The following is an 18046-nucleotide window of genomic DNA, read 5'->3' as shown; positions in this document are numbered from 1 at the left end:
GTTGGCTGAATGAAAATTGATCTTAAGAAATGACAAGTTAGTATATGAATTGAAGCTTATTGGAAGGAAAAAGTTATTCAATCCAAGGTCCCGCATCTTTTTATAACTTTCTGGAATACCTTACCAGCCCCCGGTTAGCCCCTATCGGGGCGGGGTGCAACATAATGACTCATTACGGGTTTTCATGAATGGAAAATTCTAGGGCAAGTTAAGGTTGAGCCTGAAGATACTGCCAAGGCAGCTAATGAGTTTAAAGATGCTGCCGACTCTTGGAAAGAGACTATGCCATCTATGGCCTGTTTTTTAATCCTCGCGTAGGCATAAGAGTCACGAAGGGTGGAAAGGCTGCTGACTTTCTTCTCTGCTATAAATGTCATCATATGACTGGGTAAGACTCAAAGGGGAAAAACTATGAGTATGAGGCAGCAAGAAGTCCGCTCAAGCTGAATGAGATGTTGTTAGGATTTAAGATTCCGATATCTCAAGCCTCGAAATAGGTTGGATTATGCAAAAGGCGCATCTGACCTCAGGCAGAGTTGAATGTCGCTTCAACCGCTCAAATGTTTCAAAATGAGTCGAACCAATTGCTTCTAGTGGACCACTCCTTGCAACACTATCGGATATGTTTAGGCGTAACATTTTTTACTCAATAAGCATTATATTGCTTCTCTTTGTGGTACAAAGCTCAGCCAATACGCAACTCTGTAGTGCTGTGTTTATTGATTTGACAGATGTTCACCATGATTCATCTGCAGGATATCTCACTGATAATATGTTAAGGGCGATTATTTCTAATCCAGATGCTTTGAGCGCTTTAGATTCTCTCAATCATCCCTTGTACGAACTTTCTAAAAATCAAAAAGCCATGATCATCGCTCAAGGTCCACGAGAACCAGTGGAAATAGTTCGTGAGTCTTGGCGATCATTTGAATTCACCGACCCTTCTCATCATAACCCCGAAAGTTTCACCTATTTGGTTCACGGCGTAATGGATAGAGAAGGATTTCTGAAAAATAATGGATTTGAAAGTATAAGTCAGTGGAGTTCTCTAAGCACTTCACTTATCTCCAACAGAAACAGCAGAACTTTCGGTACTGCGGGTCTTATTTTAAAAGTTCCGGCTGAAAATATTTTCGCGACAGTTCCAAGAGATTTTGGCTCAAATGTTAAAATGTTAAGAGCTAAAAACGAAGTAAACCAACTTTTAAAATTCTACGAAAGCACTTTCGGATTGGACAAGCCTCAAGATTTGCTAAAACGAACAGAGCCAAAAAAATACAATGAAGTTCTAATTTCTGGAGAAACCACAGAGGGCGGACCAATTCAAATCATTGGAGTATTTGTTAATCGGACGAGGGAATCAAGTTTTTCTTTAACGGGAGCTAATCCTTTTTGCAAAGGGTGCCCTTTAGATCTATTTTTAGAAAAAGCACGAAACCTCAATTTGCCCATTATCGAAATTAATGATTAACACTGCCAAATCAATTAATCGTTCGCTCTAATGCTTCTGTGTAGGGCTAATATAGTTCATCGAAAACAATTCGTCCGATCTGATTGAAGTCGGCCAGCTAAACCGATCTTCAGCGGCAGCTGGGGAACGCTAAGTCCAAACTTTTGAAATGGAAATCAACCATAATAACATCAGCAATTATAACTTTTTCTCTGCTAAGGTTTTTGCACCAAAAATCTATCCCAAAGCAGTCGAAATGAGTTTCATGCGCCCCCGGGGGCTGGTAACTTCTGCCAAAAAGCCTTTGCGGCAAACTTTTTAAAAAGGATGACCGCAAAGCTGTGCGAGCTGTAGCGGAAGAAGGACTCGTTATTTTAGACGCTATTCTTGAGTCGGTGGTGGATCGTAGGGCCTAAAATCGATGAACTGATCAAACCCTTGAAACTCAGGACTGATATCTTTATAGATATCAGGATAGAAAAATGTTTGCTCATCTGATGTAATTTCCAGATGCGTGATCAATAGATTTGAGGGGTACTTTGTCCACCCACAATCGGTGTCTAATCCATGATATGCAGTGGTGATAATTTTCACGCGAACAGGAAAAGATCCAATGTCGGGTGTTTTACTCCAATAGTGAAGAGCCACCTTGTGCGTGCTAGCCATATTCTCGATGAGCTTTTGTGCAACTGAGGCGTCAACCTGTCCAAAATCATGAATGACGAATTGACTGACTATTTCTCCTCTTTGGAAAGTATTTGGATCGCAACCACTGGCAAGGGCGTTGGAGCCAAGTCCAATTAACAATGAAAAAATGATTCCTTTTATCATATCAACCTCCTTAAGTGTTATGTGGTTGGGTTATAGGGGCATTTTCTAATTAATAAAAAGATATAATTTATATGAAACTCATGCTAAAAAGGCATATATGAATTTACTCCATCTTGAATACTTCTATACCGTTGCAACCGAAGGTGGCTTTTTGCGAGCTTCTGAAAAGCTCCGGATTAATCAGCCTGCAATTAGCCGCATGGTTGCGAACCTTGAAGACTATTTTGGCTTTAAGCTTTTTGAAAAGGTGGGCCGAAACGTGCGTTTGACCTCTCGCGGGGAAGAGGTCTTCGAAAGCTGTAAAAAGATATTTTCTGAAGTTGAAAATTTGAAGCTTTCGGTGGGAAAAATTAGTGGCGAATGTAAGGGGCCACTATTGATTGCCGCCTCAGAGCCAATAGCAAGCCACTTTTTGCCAGAAAAAATTGCTGCTATTTTGAAACGTTATCCTGAAATATACCCAAACATTTTTTCAGGCCCGGCATCGATGGTCATAAAGAAGATAGAAGCTGGTGAAATTGAATTAGGACTATTCTTTCACATACCAGAATTGGGCGAAAAGCTGATAGTCGATCGAAAAATTGAAATTCCATTCAGACTGGTTGTTAGAAAAGATTTAAAAAAAGATGAAAATGTATTGAGCCATTTTATTGGTTCCCGAGAAATTGATGACACAGCCTCAAAAAGATTTCCAACACTTGAGGTATTAAAAAAGAAGTACCCAAAGGCTTCGATCAAAACATCCAGCAATAATTTAACTGCGCACAAAGAGCTAGTTCTAAAAGGCGTAGGCGTGTCTGTGTTGCCAGAGTTTCTGATCGAGCAAGAACTGAAAAGCAAAACTCTTATTGACGTTCTCCCTGGCGAAAAATTCGTCTTTCATATGAAGCTGATTAAAAGGAAGAATGCTGTAACGTCTTTAAACGCGTTAAAGCTGCAAGAAGAAATTCTATAGAAACATCTTCCAAATTGCTTGAGGGGTCTCCATCTTATACACTTCCCTTCAGTTTCTCTAGTTGATAGCGCAAGCGAGCCTGACCATGGGGTGTGAGGTCTTGAGGCGCTGTTTCAGACATGACAATTTCGATGAGGGTTCTATCCTCGGGCTGGGCACTTTGCAGCATCTCAACACTTCTCGCAAGCTGCGAGCCCCCTCATCGTCCATCGCCAATCCATTAGAAACTAGAAGACTCTGCACCTGTTTAATGAAGTCCATATCCTGGTGGTACAAATTTTTATAACTACCTTTGTTTGCTATCGCGAGGCCCTTGTAAAAATCAGTTGCTGGCAACTCGGAAAGAAAAACCGGCTGACCGTCCAAAACCTTGACTGCCATTGCTTCAATTTCTTGAGTCGATAAAGATCTGGTCAACAAACTCCACACACTTGTGTCCCACACTCCGAAATTAGAGATATATCTGAAAAGCTCATGGATTTGCAAAGCGCAGCGATCCCTAGGGGGAAGCTTGTTATAAAGTTGCGCACTCACAATCAGCGTCTGGCGGGAAAACCACCCCGGATCGACGGATCTGGCGGCATATGAAGCCACCGGTCGTTGCAAGTTCAGTGGCAACGTCAAACTTGTAAGGGACTCCCGTGGCAACTGAGTGACTTCATAGGGATAAATTGGATCAGAGTTTTCGCGTGTTTGGCGAATATTCTTTCATGAAAAGAAACAATACATCTATTATTTTCCTACAGGAAGTGGAATGAAATCTGTTTATGACTACATGGATGCGCGTCTTTTTCTCCAGGATCTTTATCGCTTTCGTAAAGAAGTGAACCCGAAATTTTCATATGCCTCTTGGGCCGCTGATTTGGGTTTTAGCAATAAAACATTAATACGCCTCATCTTGCTTGGTAAACGCCGGATTTCGAAAAAAAGTCTTTGGGCCCTGATTAAGAATATTAGCCTTTCCCCTTTAGAAGCAGAGTATTTTGAAATCCTGGTTGAATATAGTCAATGTAGAAGTAATCACGAAAAGCAAGGACTTGGAAATCGTTTGATCGCAGCATTGCGCAAGAATATTAACCAAAGTTTGCTTCACCCCGATTGCGGCATTCTTAAAAATGTTTACGGGCCTTTAGTTATGACGTTAATCAGTTCATCATCTTTACCAATTACAGTTAAAAAGATGGCTGAGCTGCTTGAACAGGATGAAAAGATTATTCACTCTATTGTTAACGATTTGTCGCAGGCGAGTCTCATTTTATCGGATGGAGAGGGATATATTGCTGCGCATGCAATGTTTAAAATCAACGATCAATATGGGAACTATTCATTGGCTGAATTCTATAAATATTGGTTTCAGGCAACACCCAAAGCTATAGAGCTGCCTCCTGAGACACGTCGTTTTAGATCCTTGCAAATCGCACTATCGCAAGAAGAATTTGACGAGGTGGTGAACCTCTTTAATGACTTTGTTGCGAACATTGTGTGTCGCTTTGAAAAGAACATGATTGAAGAACGTCGTCTTTACATGTTTAACAATGCAATGTTCCCGGTAAGTCACAAATCTTTAGCGGAGCTGTAGTTTTTCTTAGGTGGGGAAATGATTATGATTAAACGGACTATGACTATTACATCATTTATAGTGTGCCATTCCGCTGACACAGGACCTGGCGATCTTGGTAGCGCTTGACCTGCTGCTCAGATTGATTGAATAAGCCCATCTTATTAAGCTCTGCAAAAACGGAAACAATTCTGTTTCCTCTCAAACCAAAGAAGCTCTTGTCGCGCTCATTCGAAAAAAACGTCAACAGTGTTTTTGCTTTGTAAACGCATTTACTGCGTTTAGCTCCATGGCATGGCATTCGCAAAGAGAATTCACATCACGTCGAAACGGTTGCAACTCGGGAAATTAATCCCCCAACTGTGGCGTTAAAGGAATAAATATGAAAAAGGCATTTTTAATCGGTCTTGTTATGTAGCCTCAAATGCGTTGGCTACGGCTTGTCCTGCTCGGGTGATGCCGGGAAATCCTATCGCCTTATGCTTGCGATGGATCAATCTTCAGGTGCAGGTGTTTTGAACTTTAGAGACGGAAGTACCGAGTGGGTTATCTCCCACAAGAAGGCAAATCTTTCGGTAAAATAAGAATTCAATTTTTATAGATCAAAAACGAAAACAAATTTAACAAAGGAAATGAAAATGAAAAAAATGATGTCTACTCTATTGGCAGTGTCTTTGATGTCTACGGCAGCTTTTGCACAAGCAGGTGGTGACACTGTGACTGTGAAAAAGTCTGAGTTGGCGCAGTTGATCTCTTCTAAGACAGCTACGTTGGCCTTGATGAATAAGGAGATCACGGATCTTCGTTCGCAGATCGCTGAGAAGCGTGGTTCGATCAAAACTGCGAAGACGACTCGCAATGTGGGTCTCGTGATTGCCGGAGCTGGTGCCTTGGCCTTTTCGTTAGGTGTGAAACATGGCATAAATAACATCGCGGATGCACTTATTTTTGGTTATGGTGCTGGCGCCGTAGCGGTCGTTGGTACGACAGTCGCTGCTGGCGGCCAAATTTATGTATGGGTTAAATCTTCAGACTTGGAAGCAATGGATCAGGTATTGGCTGCGAAGCAAGCTGAAATTGAGAAAACTCAAATTGAGTTGAATCAATCACTAGCGGCTTTGGCTGAGTAGTATTAGGGACAGGGAAGCGTTATGAAAAGACTTGTTAAATTATTGCTAGTTTTCTCGCTGCTTCCCTTGTCTTCGATGGCGGCCTCGACCGAAGAAGTTCGGCAGGCCGTTTTGATGCGCCAAAAGGCGCTGGAAATGACTCGCCTGCAAAATCTGCGGGTCACCGATACCTATCAACGTATCTTTAAGATCTGCTCCGTGGGACTCGAATATAGCAAACTCGCCTATGTCTATGAGAGCGTCAAGCAGACTGTTAATCTCGGCAGTTTTGATACGAATGAATACAACCGCATTTTTGCGAATAAGCTCGGTATTTCCTCAATGCTGGCTCACGATCTGCGCCACGATGCTTTTTTCGTGGCGACCAATGACTGCCGATTGACTCAAGATCAAAGGGATTATTTTGTCATGAGTCTAATCACCTTAGATCTTTCTGGAAAGCTACTGGGCGCGGTTGGCGTCTATGGAGTTTTTAAAGCTTCATCTGCCGCCTATAAAACGTTGCGTGAACTTTCTAAAACGGCTTTTTATGCTCTGACGAGCTCGGGGGCTGTCTTAGCGGTTTTTAATTTCTATCAGCAGCTCACAGGCGATGCTCAAAACTCTGAGCCTACAGAGGAACAAGCTCAAAGTACCAAAGAGCAAATTCAGCAGCACTTTGATTTGAATGGGCTTCAATCAGAAACTCTGGATATTCAGCAACAGGTCCTTCAAATTTTGAACGCCGAAAGAGCCTCACTGCTTGAGCAATTGGCGCAAGATCCGGCGAATGAAGCGTTAAAAGCGCGCATGCAAAAGATCGATGCTAAAATCGCACTTCATGCCGGCAGATAGTTGCAGTAGTTTACCGCCCCCGGTTAGCCCCTATTGGGGCGGGGAGTGCAACATAAAGACTCGTTATCGAGGTATTTGGTGCTTTTAGGTGGCATCTGTAAACTAGGTATTGATTCCAAAATGCTATTTATCTGTCTTAGACCTGTGGAAACAGCATTGATAGTCTGCTATGTGTCTGGCAGTAGTTGCGAGCAGACAATACTTAAATCTGGAGAAAAAAATCAACCGGCTGGTGGAGATGTTCAGTAGCTGGTAATATGCCGACCGCAGACTCTATCAAGTGCATTTCAATATTATCCCGGTCTGCGCTCAGGCGAATAAATGACTCAAGCCTGACCCGGGACTAGAACATTCCAAATACTTCGGAGCTTCCCTTTCAGGGCGAGGAGTGAATTACTTCTGCTCATCCTGACTGAATGAAAAAGGACTGTTTGTCGAATGAAAATTGATCTTAAGGAATGACAAGTCGGTATATGAATTGAGGCTTATTGGAAGGAAAAAGTTATTCAATCCAAGGTCCCGCATCTTTTTATAACTTTCTGGAATACCGGCGACATTCTTTGCATCGAAAGATGCAATCATCGTGGGCATTGTTGGCATTTTGGGATCTTGAAACTCACGAACAGTTTTCGAAAGTTTGGATTTAGATGAACCCCAATAAAAATCCTTGATGATATATTTGAACTTGTCCGTTTTGATCGAGGAGACAGGCCCAATCAGTCCGTAATTCCAGCTAGGTCTCATCTCTGAACCAGTCTTCATCGCCTGTTCAATGAGCTTTTCTATTTTTTTTGCGCCAGCACCACGAGAATCAAAGAAGATCCCATCGATATCGCTGTATGTGGCAAGGTCATGAATCAATTGCTCAGGATTTGGACTGTTTTTTAGATACTGCAATGGAACTGCTGCATAAACTTTTTCAACTCTGGATCGATTCTGCAATATATGAGCAACACGAGGGAAAAAATTAGCCTTCATGGTCAGTTGTGAAGTTGGAAAGTAAGCCTCACCCTTCGCACTGAAGGTCTGAATCAGGGCCAAATTCGGTCTGACCTCTGCTGTCTTATCGTTCAATTTTCCAAGGTTTACATTGGACTCATCCTCTGAACCCACCCAGAGAGAATCCAAATCGACAGAAACGGCTCGTACAGGAGCCTCATAAACAAATGATGTTTTCATGCCCTCTGCAAAAGTAGAAAGAGAGTAATGAGACAGAAGCATTCCTCTATGAACTAAAGTGAGGTTGCCGGTGTTGTTAAGACCTTTATCAATGGAAAACTGCATCGGCATTCCCAATTCGGTTGCAGCTTTTTGTGACAGGCCGTTGTAAGTGCCATAAGGCCATACAATAAGGGGGTAGTTCTTTCCAATATGCTTGCGAATGAGGTCTTCGTTTTTCGCCAAATCAGTTTTTACTCTGGCAAAAAAATCCTTTTCAGTTTCAAAGGATTTTGACTCAAGATTGAACCTTAAAAAGCCAGCAGAGGCTTGTTCATTGCCTTGTGGATTGAAAATATGGCCATGGTGCATGTCGTATGTATGCGAAACAACTGCCACCAATCCCGAGTCCGACATCTCTTTTAACTGCTTCCAGGTAACCATCGGTGGGTTGACGTCAGCGTACCCATAATCCGGTGCTTTGCCGTCCTCCACCCATTTTCCAACGACTGCAAAGACGGCGGGAAGCTTATAGCGCTTCAATAGGGGATAGACCAAATCATAAAAAGAGGCCAGTCCGTCGTCGAAGGTTATAAGGACCGCTTTTGCCGGGAGGGTTTTCTTTCCCTGGGAGGCCAAAATAACGTCGTCGATGCTCACGATGGCGTAATTTTTTTGTAAAAATTCGAATTGCTCCTGCAACTGAGCCAGAGTGATGCCATAGGCATCCTTGGGGGGAGTTTTGCTTACGTCATGATAGCATAAAACGTCGAAATCATTAGTGCTTGCCAGGCTCTTCAAAGGCGTCGAGGCAAAAAGCAATGCAACCGCAATAGCAATCGCATTGGTAAAGCCTGGTTGGCTGAATAGTTTAAACGACGAACGAGTCAATAAATTCATATGATCCTACGATCTTTGCACATGGATTAAGGCCTGTTCTTCATATTCGAGAGACTAACTGGGGTCAAGAAAGACGCCTTAATGCAGATAATTACTCGGAATTTCTGAGAGCTTTTACAGGATTTGCAATAACCGTAAAATTGAATTCTTACTTTAGTGAATTTGGTCTATAAGAAGGGCAATTTTAATCCCTAAGGTTTTTAAATGAATAAAGTGCGATTTATCCCAGAGGTAGAAGGTTTGAGGGGCATTGCCGTCCTCTCGGTCTTGCTGTTCCACTTAAATAAAAGCTTTTTACCCGGCGGCTACCTTGGAGTAGACATCTTTTTTGCTATTTCGGGATTTCTTATCACCAGCATCTCTATTTCCGAATTCGCAGCCACTGGATCCATTTCCATTGCAGAGTTTTATCGTAAGCGAATCAAGCGCATTATCCCGTTATTCAGTTTGGTCGTTTTGGTGACTTTGATTGCGGGCTACTTGCTGTTTTTACCAGATTACTTTTTACTACTGGGACGAAGTATCGCGGCTTCATTAACCTTTACTTCGAATTTCTTTTTTAGCCAAAACCTTGATTACTTTGCCAATAACTCCAATGAGTACCCCTTGCTTCATACTTGGTCGCTGTCCATAGAAGAGCAGTTCTATTTTATTTGGCCGTTGGTGCTTATACTTTCGCTTCGGAAGTTTGAATTGAAAAGCATCTTTAAGGGGCTTGTTGTTGCGATCATTGCCAGCCTGATTTTTGCGGATGCCTTGCGCCTATTAGACGCCTCCTCTTCAGGTATTTACTTCAATTCTTTGCCTCGATTCGGGGAAATAGCTATTGGGGCTTGTTTAGCTTTCTTATTTAAATTGACCGATGCGGATTGGAATAAGAAATTTCACCGCCATGCTAGTTTTCTGGGGCTTCTGTTGCTTGCGGTATCGGTGATAGTCATCAACGATACTTTCTGGTTCCCTGGTCTTCTTTGTTTGGTTCCTTGTGGTGGCGCTGCCCTCATCATTTGGGGCAGCCGTTCTCAGGAATCGCATTGGGGTTCACGTCTTTTAAATAATAAATACTTAAGAAAAGTAGGCGATTTCTCTTACTCTTTATACCTCTGGCACTGGCCGGTACTGGCCTTCACAAGGTATTTGACTGGATCCTATGAGATTCCACTTCATCTGTTGCTTATTGATCTCGTTTTAATGTTTTCTTTGTCCTACATTACTAGATACTTTTTTGAGAATAAGTTTATTGCTCTTAAATGGAATCTACCCAAAGTCTTCGCGGTCCTCTTGTTGGTGCCGTTCGGTTTCTTTTGGCTAGCGACTTCGTCTATTGAAAAGAACGAGGGCGTGCCACAAAGGATTTCACATATAGAGCAATTTGAAACGGAAACCTCATTTATTGAAGATAAATACTGTCACAACTTAGAGAATGAAGAATGCCTGTTTGGCAATTTGAAATCTCATCAACGAATTTATCTTATCGGGGATTCAAATGCGGGGCATTTCACTCCTTTTATTGTTTCGGCATTAGGCAAATCTTATCTTATTGAAGCTAAAACAGTCGATACGTGTCCGCCGCTTTTGAGCCTGACCAATACTACCAAAACTGACATTAAAAATGTTTCCAATGAACATTGCTTCGCGCTCTTAGATCAATTTAAAGAAGATATCGGGGAACAAGATATCATTGTCCTTGCTGCCAATTGGGGAAATTATATTTCCAGCTTCAAGGATTTTGAAAAAGATTTTAGAAGAACTTTGCAGTTATTAGCAGGGCACAAGGTTGTGGTGATTGGGCGCATTCCTGGTGTTGATAGCTCTCAGTACAATCAATACTTGCGAGAGACCTATAGTCCTCTTTACCAAAAATTTGAATTGAAGAGCCATATTAGTAAATTGGATCTACATAACTCATTGAAGCCTCAAACCAACGCTAATGCCAAAATTAAAGCAATTGCCTCAGAGTTTAATTACGTCAAATTTTTGGATCCATTAGAAATCAATTCTAATTTCTGGAAAACGGCACCTCTTTCCAAAGAAAATATTCTTGTTTATAAGGATGCTGGGCATCTCAATCAATATGGCTCTGATTTATGGGGGAAGTTGTCTGCGGTAAAGGTCCAACTTATTTTCCGCGAACTTTGATTAGTTCCGTATTTGAGTTCTAAAATCGGCCCATATGGCCCGCCAATTCTTTAGGAAATAGAATCACCGAAACGAGAGTTTCGGTTTTTTTATATTTGAAGTGCAAACTAATTATAGTTTCATAAATGGTTGCTGTGTTACCTCAGTCTTTGATGTGGCCAATTTTTTCTACGAACGGCCTTGCAGCAAGGCACAAATATTTGTTGGCTTGGCTGACGGAGGCTTTGACGTGACCTCACGTCAAAGCCGAGGGTTTTCAGCAATTGTAGAGACGTGTTGTAAAGTTCCACCAAGATCTTTTGTCTCGGAATCAGCCGTTTATTTATCGGACTACCTTGTTGAAATAATGCGGGTTTCTTGAGTTGAGTCGCGAGTTGTTTTTTTACCTCTTATTCTCTCACATTTTTCTTTCCTAAAGTAATAAGGGAAGGTGGACGAAGGGTCTGCTGAAATGACGTCGGTCTAAGGTGGACCGGCAGGGATCGAGAACTGACGCAAACAATTTGGAGGTTTTTATGAATAAATTTGTAGGACTATACGGCGGTCTTGGAGCTTTGATAGTTGGTATGTTGATGAGCTGGGAAAGTCAGGCCGGTGTTTTGTTGGAGCCCTTTGTTGGTTATGATCAGGAAAAAATCGAAGCTACGCCTACAGCCGGATCCGGTTTTACTGTTACCAACAAGGGTTTTAATTACGGGGCTCGTCTTGGGTATCGCTTCAGTCAGGGCTTGTGGTTGGCAGGTGAATATACAATGGGAAGTGGTGATTCAGAAAGCAGCCAGGCAGGCTCCTCGTCTTCGACCTATAGTAAAAGCATCGCTGGGGCGGTGATCGGATATGATGTGAATAGCTTCCGATTCTGGGGCGGTTACGGATTCTCTGCAAAGAGCACGGTGAAAGACGACAGCGGGGAAACGGATTTTACTGGAACATTATTGAAAGCGGGCGCTGGGTATATGGCTCTGAACAAGCTTTCTATAAACCTAGAGTATATCATTCCTAAGTTTGATAAGTTTGAGTCAGGTGGCGTGAAGGGGGATATCTCCACGATCTTTTCTAAGTTTGACTCTTCTGTGGTGAGTTTGTCTTTGAGCTTCCCGTTTGATCTTTCCGGTAAATAGTATTTGATTCACTGACGGTCGCTGAGGCTAAAACCTGGCGACCGTCATGAACGTCATTTTTTAATTGCAAGTGTTTCAGAAAATAAAAAAACGAGGCTGTGTCCTCGGTTTTTTTATTTCCAGAAACCACCAGCCTATTTCTGAGGATCCATCCCCGAATGCAATGAAACCATGAAATCAAGAAACTCTGCGGGAGTGAACTCAGAGACTTTGTCGGAAAGAATCATTGCAGTCATCAGTCGAACTGGATCTGATGTGTATGGATCAGGAAACGTGAAGTAGATAATCTCATGAAGGAGTGCAACGGCCTGATCCATCGGACTGAGCTGTTGCCAATAGTCTTGATTGATCAAATATCTCATGCTTGGCGCATAAGAGCGGAGATCTTGGACAATGAGTTGCTCCAGCATGCAGTCTACTTCAGGCAAAACAACGCTGCCACGATCTGGGATAGGGGTGGGAAAGTAGCCGACGAAAAAAGTTGTATGCTTAAAGAAAGAGTCCAACTCATTCATCAGCTTTTTATACAATACGGGATTCAGCGGTTCTATTCTGGACAGAAAGTCAGAGGCTATAAACTTCGACATCAGCCTGTCTTCGGGCGTAGATACCGCAGGTCGAATGCCGTTTAAGTTTAAAGACCAACCGTAGCGAGTTTCCATTTCAATTCGGTCGTAGAATCCTTTTACTTTCCCATCGCACAGGACGATATTTCCGCCATTGCCTCGTGAGGTCCAAGCCAAAGCCCTGTTGGATGTGATAGAAAAAACAAGAAGGATAAGAATAAAAATATTTTTCATACGAGATTCCATCATAACATTCTTCATTCATTTCTTTTGCGCTGTCACTGGTACCAGTTGAACGGCAAGGTTGTAGACCTCGGCGCATTCGCCTTTTTCCATCACTTCAGCCAGACGTGTTGAAAATTCAGAGATAAGCTTCTTGGCCTTGGGGATATTTTTTAGATTTGCCGGAAAAGTGATCGAGGTCACGCTGCGGATCTCGACGGGATCACGAAACAAGGACGTCAGTGATTGCTGAATCACTTGCCTTTGGGCCTCACGCAGAACGGCGGAGGGCACTTCATGTTCAGTTGCGATATTAGAGTACTTCGGGCGAAGTTCGCCGTCAGACTTCTCTAAGAGTCCCGCTTTGAGCAGTCTCTCAATAGCGGCTTCAGCAACAAGCGGGGGGATGCTTAGACGATTCGCGATCCATTCTGGCGAAGATTGGCAGCTCTTGGTCGTCAGCAGATTGAAGATGGCAAAATGTTCCCAGTCAGAGATAAGCGAGAAATCTTCATTCTTGAGTTCGCGCAAGGTCGGCGTGTTTTCGACTTTAGATTGAGTCACAAACTCTGCGAGCTGTGTGCGTTGAGTATCATTTAATCCCAGTGCGGTAGCGAGACGCTCTGTCACTTTCTTCCCTGGAATATAGCGTCCCTGCATCAGTTCCCACAAGCGACCTGGAGTCATAGAAAGATCGCGAGCGAAGGCACGCATGGAGTAGCTGGGATTTTTTTTTCTTCTTGCGAGAAAAAAATCATTTAAAAAAGCCGAAACAGTCTGCGGCTGTGCGTGCGAAGAATTTTCCTGCATAGAGGTGCGTTGTTAATATACTTCGGTGCTGTAAGCAATGCCTTAACTGACTCCATGGTAAAAAATGGAGTCAAAAATTTTTTACGAATGATGACTCCAGAATATGTGCCGGAGTCAGAATGTCGATTCCAGGCCGGGACTGTCATTGAGCATAGCTAAGAGTCGGCTAAAATTTGTTTATGAGAAAATCACGCCGAACATTTCTGATCCAAATCATGGCCCTATCGGGAAGTACTTATTTCAATTACTCCAAAGCTTGGGGGTTTGGTAATATTGGTTTCTGGAAAAAGAAGCGTTCGGAAACAGGCCTCTATGCGTGGGGAGCTAACAATTCCTTCCAGTTCGGTGATGGAACGATACTCAGTAAGTCCACGCCCTCTGTCCTCAGCTCTCAGACAGGATGGAACTCTTTTTCCTCTAGCGAAAACTTCAGTTACTACCACTATCTGGGGCGATATTCCGACGGCACTCTTTGGGGCTGGGGGGCTAATCAATTGGGGCAGGCAGGAGTTGGAACGGCTCAGCTCCTTCTATCAACGCCGGTGCAGGTGGGGGCGGGGAATACTTGGAGCTCCGGCGCTCTGACCTACTTTGGCGGTGTGGCGACGAAAAGTGATGGCACACTGTGGGCTTGGGGAACTCAAGTGAGGACCGAGCTCGGGTTTGCCTTTGACCGGCCCACACAATTTGGAACCGAGACGACATGGTCTAAGATTGCAGTGGGATTTTGTACGTCGTTTGGAGTGCGCACCGACGGGACCCTTTGGGGCTGGGGGGAAGGATCCTATTTTGCCAACGGAGTCTCTGGTGCCACAGTGTACTCGCCTACGCAAATTGGTTCTGGCACTGATTGGTCGGATGTGGCTGCGGGATCGTATTGTGGCTACGCTATTAAAACCAACGGAACTCTTTGGGCATGGGGTGATGGATCGGGTGGGAAACTTGGAAATGGGACAACCTCGGGCAGTTCCGCCGTCATACAAATTGGAGTTTCCACGGATTGGAGCAAGATATTTCCGTCAAATAGTGACTGGGTTTTGGCCATAAAAACAAATGGAACACTTTGGGCTTGGGGATGGAATGGCGAAGGCCAACTGGGATTAGGGCACTACGCGCCAGTATCATCCCCAGTGCAGGTTGGAAGTGCGACGACGTGGTCGAAGGTGGCCTCTTACAGCAATGGAACCATCGGCTTAAAATCCAACGGAACAATTTACTCCTGGGGAATCAGTCAGAACGGGGAGCTTGGATATGAAACGAATTTTAGCAGCCCGGTTCAGGTGAGTGGAAGCGGCTGGCAGAAGATCAGCGCCAATGCCTCTGCCGCTGTTGCAATTAAAGCGGATGGGACACTTTGGGCTTGGGGAAGCAGTTCCTACGGTGCCCTAGGACTTCCCGTGAGTAGCGTCTATTCGCCAGTGCAAGTGGGTACCGCCACTTGGTCTGATGTATCGACCGGATGTTTGCATACGTTGGGCGTTCAATCCAATGGGACACTCTGGAGCTGGGGATACAATAGCGATGGGCAACTAGGTAATGGCTCGGTATCCACATTATGGAGTCCCGGCCAAGTGGGCGTTGGCACGAATTGGTCTAAAGTGTCTGCGGGGCTATTACATAGCATGGTGATGAAGTCTGATGGAACCTTGTGGGCTTTTGGATCGAGCGTGTATGGTGGCTTGGGCTTAGGGTCGACAGTATCCGTATCAACTCCCGTGCAAGTTGGGACGGGCTCTTGGAATTCGGTTTCGGCTGCAGGCTATCACACTCTGGGATTGAAAGCTGGCACACTCTGGAGTTGGGGAAGCAATTTGAACTATCAGCTAGGATTAGGTGATGGAGTGGACAGAAGTTCTCCCGTTCAAGTTGGCAGTTTGACTAGCTGGAGTAAAGTTTTTGCGGGTTCTAATAATTCTTTTAGCATCAAATCGGATGGAACCCTATGGGCCTGGGGAGATAATGGGTTGGGTTGTCTGGGGATTGCCGGACCAAATCAAAGTTCACCTGTTCAGGTTGGAAGTCTGACGAATTGGTCCTTGGTGAGTGCTTCAGGAAATTCGACGTTGGCGATCAAAACCGACGGCAGCTTGTGGTCTTGGGGATATAATTCTGACGGGCAATTGGGTTTGGGTGATAAGACTTCTCGAAGTTCTCCAGTGCAAATCGGTGTGGGGACCGCGTGGAGCGCGATGGCCTCACAAGGGGCCCGAGGATACGCCATCAAGTCAGACGGCACTCTGTGGGCATGGGGAAATAATTACGGAAATTATGTCGGAATTGGTTTTGGTACTCCGACACAAATTGGGACGGACACAACGTGGACAGACATCGCAGCCACCAACGTAACCGGGCATGGAATACGCAACTCACAGACACTGTATTCATGGGGAAGTGGCGGTATTGGATTGTTAGGGACGGGATCAACAGTGAATGTTTCCAGCCCAGTTCAAGTGGGCTCTATGACGAACTGGAGCAAAATTTTTGCAGCTCAGCACAATGTATTTTGCACTAAAGCTGATGGAACTTTGTGGGATTGGGGAATTAATTCGAACTACCAATTGGGGCTTGGCGATAATGTATCTCGCTCTTCACCTGTACAAATCGGAGTGGACACCAATTGGAGTTCAGTGGCTGTCGGTTTTGGCTCTAACAATTTGCTCAAAACAAACGGGACAATGTGGGGAATGGGAATGAACATCTCAGGTGCGTTGGGCATCTGCTATTCAAGCTTGGTTCAGGTGGGATCCGCTACGAATTGGTCTAAAGTTGTTGCCTCACTCAGCAGTTGTGTGGCCATCAAATCCGATGGAACACTTTGGGGGTGGGGAGATGGCACTTACGGACAGTTAGGTCTGGGACTGACATCATCGAAGCAGCTACCTGCTCAGATCAATGCAGGCACGTGGACGTCGGCATCTCTCTCACAAGATGGGATGACCTTGGTGGCTCTCAAATCTAATGGCACTCTATGGGCTTCGGGCGCCGGGGGCAATGGAAAGCTCGGAACGGGCAGCACGACAAATCAGTCATCATTGGTGCAGATTGGTTCAGGTACGAATTGGTCTAAAGTGGTCGGTGGCTTCGCTCACTTCCTTGCCTTGAAAACGGATGGCACCCTGTGGGCTTGGGGAGCTGGCGCCAATGGGCGACTGGGATTGGGAGATACGGCGGATCGCAGCTCGCCGACGCAAGTGGGAGCGGGGACCACATGGGCGAATATTTCTGCAGGAGGCTTGGCCTCTTTTGCTTTGAAGAGTGACGGTTCCGCCTGGTCTTGGGGATATAGTTCCAGTGGAATGTTGGGGCAGGGAGCAGCGACTCAAAACTCGTCTCCGGTTCAGATTGGCGCGGGGATCAATTGGACGAAGATCTTCGCCGGGCAGTCGGCGGTGTTTGGCGTGAGGGAGTAGTTCTTAGAGACTCAGTGAAACGGGAGCACTTCGACTGGCGCCCGACAAGCAACAGTAGCCTTAAGACCCCATGCCAGCGCTTTCTGTATAATTGCATAAGACAATCGTGTGGCTTTCTTGCCGTCAGATTTAAAACTAATGTCATCCAATGAGGGGGCATTATGAAGTTACTGCTGATGTCAGCCTTGCTGTCATTCTGGATGGGCGTAGCTGAGGCTGCGGATCAATTTTCAGAAGGCTGGCATTTTCGCGCAAGTATCTATGCCTGGCTTCCAAGTATTTCCGGAGTCAGTAACTTTCCTGAGAGTGGCTCTACAGTGGATGTCGATGCTCAGGATATATTAAAAAATCTCAGTACGGTATTCATGGGGAACTTTGAGGTTAGGAAAAACCAATGGGGATTATTTACGGATCTCGTTTATCTCGAGGCAAAAGACTCGAAATCAGGAACCCAGGATGCCTCCTTTAATGGGCAACCTCTTCCGGCGACAGCTACGGCTGACCTTAGTTATGAGTTGACGGCTACGGTTTGGAATTTAGTGGGAACTTATCTGGTCGTTGACGACTCTGAATTTACATTGAGTGTGTTGAGCGGTCTGAGGTTGCTGGATTTGAAACAAAATGTAGTGTGGACCGTCAGTGGTGATGTGGGTTCATATCCATTGCCAGCGAGATCTGGGGACAACACTGCGCGACTGACCAATTCGGATTTTGTCGTCGGTGTGAAAGGACGATTTTCCTTTGGTGAAGGCAATCGTTGGGTCGCGCCCTATCTTTTTGATGTTGGTACGGGCCAGTCAGATTTTACGACTCAGGCGGTGCTGGGGTTTGGTTATAATTTCGGTTGGGGAGATGTTGGAGTCCTTTGGCGATATCTTAAGTACGACATGGCATCAAGTTCAGAAATCAGAAATCTTGCGGCTTCCGGTCCTGCCATTGGAGTGGATTTCGTCTGGTAGCTG

General features: G+C 44.6%; 13 protein-coding genes. 9 read left to right on the top strand and 4 right to left on the bottom strand.

Translation table 11 applies throughout. From position 1 onward, the window contains the following. Positions 1–673: 673 nt before the first annotated feature. Positions 674–1471, top strand: coding sequence for a hypothetical protein (locus tag NWE73_RS15160; RefSeq protein ID WP_277579192.1), 798 nt, complete (start codon positions 674–676; stop codon positions 1469–1471). A gap of 360 nt (positions 1472–1831) precedes the next feature. Here NWE73_RS15160 and NWE73_RS15155 read toward each other — a convergent pair whose 3' ends face one another. Continuing rightward, positions 1832–2281 (bottom strand): hypothetical protein, encoded by a 450-nt coding sequence (locus NWE73_RS15155; RefSeq protein ID WP_277579191.1) that lies wholly within the window; start codon positions 2279–2281, stop codon positions 1832–1834. Between the two features lie 97 nt (positions 2282–2378). Here NWE73_RS15155 and NWE73_RS15150 point away from each other — a divergent pair, with 97 nt between their 5' ends. The 4 genes from NWE73_RS15150 to NWE73_RS15135 all read left to right on the top strand — a co-directional run bounded on the left by NWE73_RS15150 (position 2379) and on the right by NWE73_RS15135 (position 6758). Further along, positions 2379–3236: a LysR family transcriptional regulator gene (locus NWE73_RS15150; RefSeq protein WP_277579190.1), complete on the top strand. Its 858-nt coding sequence runs from the start codon at positions 2379–2381 to the stop codon at positions 3234–3236. Positions 3237–3990: 754 nt separating this feature from the next. After that, positions 3991–4815, top strand: coding sequence for a TIGR02147 family protein (locus tag NWE73_RS15145; protein WP_277579189.1), 825 nt, complete (start codon positions 3991–3993; stop codon positions 4813–4815). A gap of 617 nt (positions 4816–5432) precedes the next feature. Continuing rightward, positions 5433–5924: a hypothetical protein gene (locus tag NWE73_RS15140; RefSeq protein ID WP_277579188.1), complete on the top strand. Its 492-nt coding sequence runs from the start codon at positions 5433–5435 to the stop codon at positions 5922–5924. Positions 5925–5945: 21 nt separating this feature from the next. Next, positions 5946–6758 carry a hypothetical protein gene (locus NWE73_RS15135; protein WP_277579187.1) on the top strand — a complete coding sequence of 271 codons (813 nt, stop codon included), beginning with the start codon at positions 5946–5948 and terminating at the stop codon, positions 6756–6758. A gap of 393 nt (positions 6759–7151) precedes the next feature. On the opposite strand, the gene pgaB is transcribed toward NWE73_RS15135, so the two are convergent. Further along, a complete protein-coding gene (pgaB, locus tag NWE73_RS15130) occupies positions 7152–8816 on the bottom strand; it encodes a poly-beta-1,6-N-acetyl-D-glucosamine N-deacetylase PgaB (RefSeq protein WP_277579186.1) in 1665 nt (554 codons plus the stop codon). Positions 8817–9020: 204 nt separating this feature from the next. On the opposite strand from pgaB, the gene NWE73_RS15125 reads away from it, so the two are divergent. Together NWE73_RS15125 and NWE73_RS15120 are read left to right on the top strand one after the other, a co-directional pair. Continuing rightward, positions 9021–10955, top strand: coding sequence for an acyltransferase family protein (locus tag NWE73_RS15125; protein ID WP_277579185.1), 1935 nt, complete (start codon positions 9021–9023; stop codon positions 10953–10955). A gap of 515 nt (positions 10956–11470) precedes the next feature. Then, complete coding sequence (locus NWE73_RS15120) at positions 11471–12076, top strand: outer membrane beta-barrel protein (protein ID WP_277579184.1); 606 nt, start codon at positions 11471–11473, stop codon at positions 12074–12076. Between the two features lie 134 nt (positions 12077–12210). Here the strand turns inward: NWE73_RS15120 and NWE73_RS15115 are convergent, their stop codons facing one another. Continuing rightward, the gene (locus tag NWE73_RS15115) at positions 12211–12903 is read right to left on the bottom strand and encodes a hypothetical protein (protein WP_277579183.1); all 693 of its coding nucleotides are present in this window, start codon (positions 12901–12903) and stop codon (positions 12211–12213) included. After that, positions 12904–13674 carry a TIGR02147 family protein gene (locus tag NWE73_RS15110; protein ID WP_277579182.1) on the bottom strand — a complete coding sequence of 257 codons (771 nt, stop codon included), beginning with the start codon at positions 13672–13674 and terminating at the stop codon, positions 12904–12906. Positions 13675–13853: 179 nt separating this feature from the next. On the opposite strand from NWE73_RS15110, the gene NWE73_RS15105 reads away from it, so the two are divergent. Continuing rightward, complete coding sequence (locus NWE73_RS15105) at positions 13854–17084, top strand: RCC1 domain-containing protein (RefSeq protein WP_277579181.1); 3231 nt, start codon at positions 13854–13856, stop codon at positions 17082–17084. Between the two features lie 161 nt (positions 17085–17245). After that, a complete protein-coding gene (locus NWE73_RS15100) occupies positions 17246–18043 on the top strand; it encodes a hypothetical protein (RefSeq protein ID WP_277579180.1) in 798 nt (265 codons plus the stop codon). Positions 18044–18046: the final 3 nt, after the last annotated feature.

This window comes from Bdellovibrio svalbardensis (genome assembly GCF_029531655.1).
Lineage (GTDB): Bacteria > Bdellovibrionota > Bdellovibrionia > Bdellovibrionales > Bdellovibrionaceae > Bdellovibrio > Bdellovibrio svalbardensis.
This window is presented reverse-complemented; position numbering and strand designations above follow the sequence as displayed.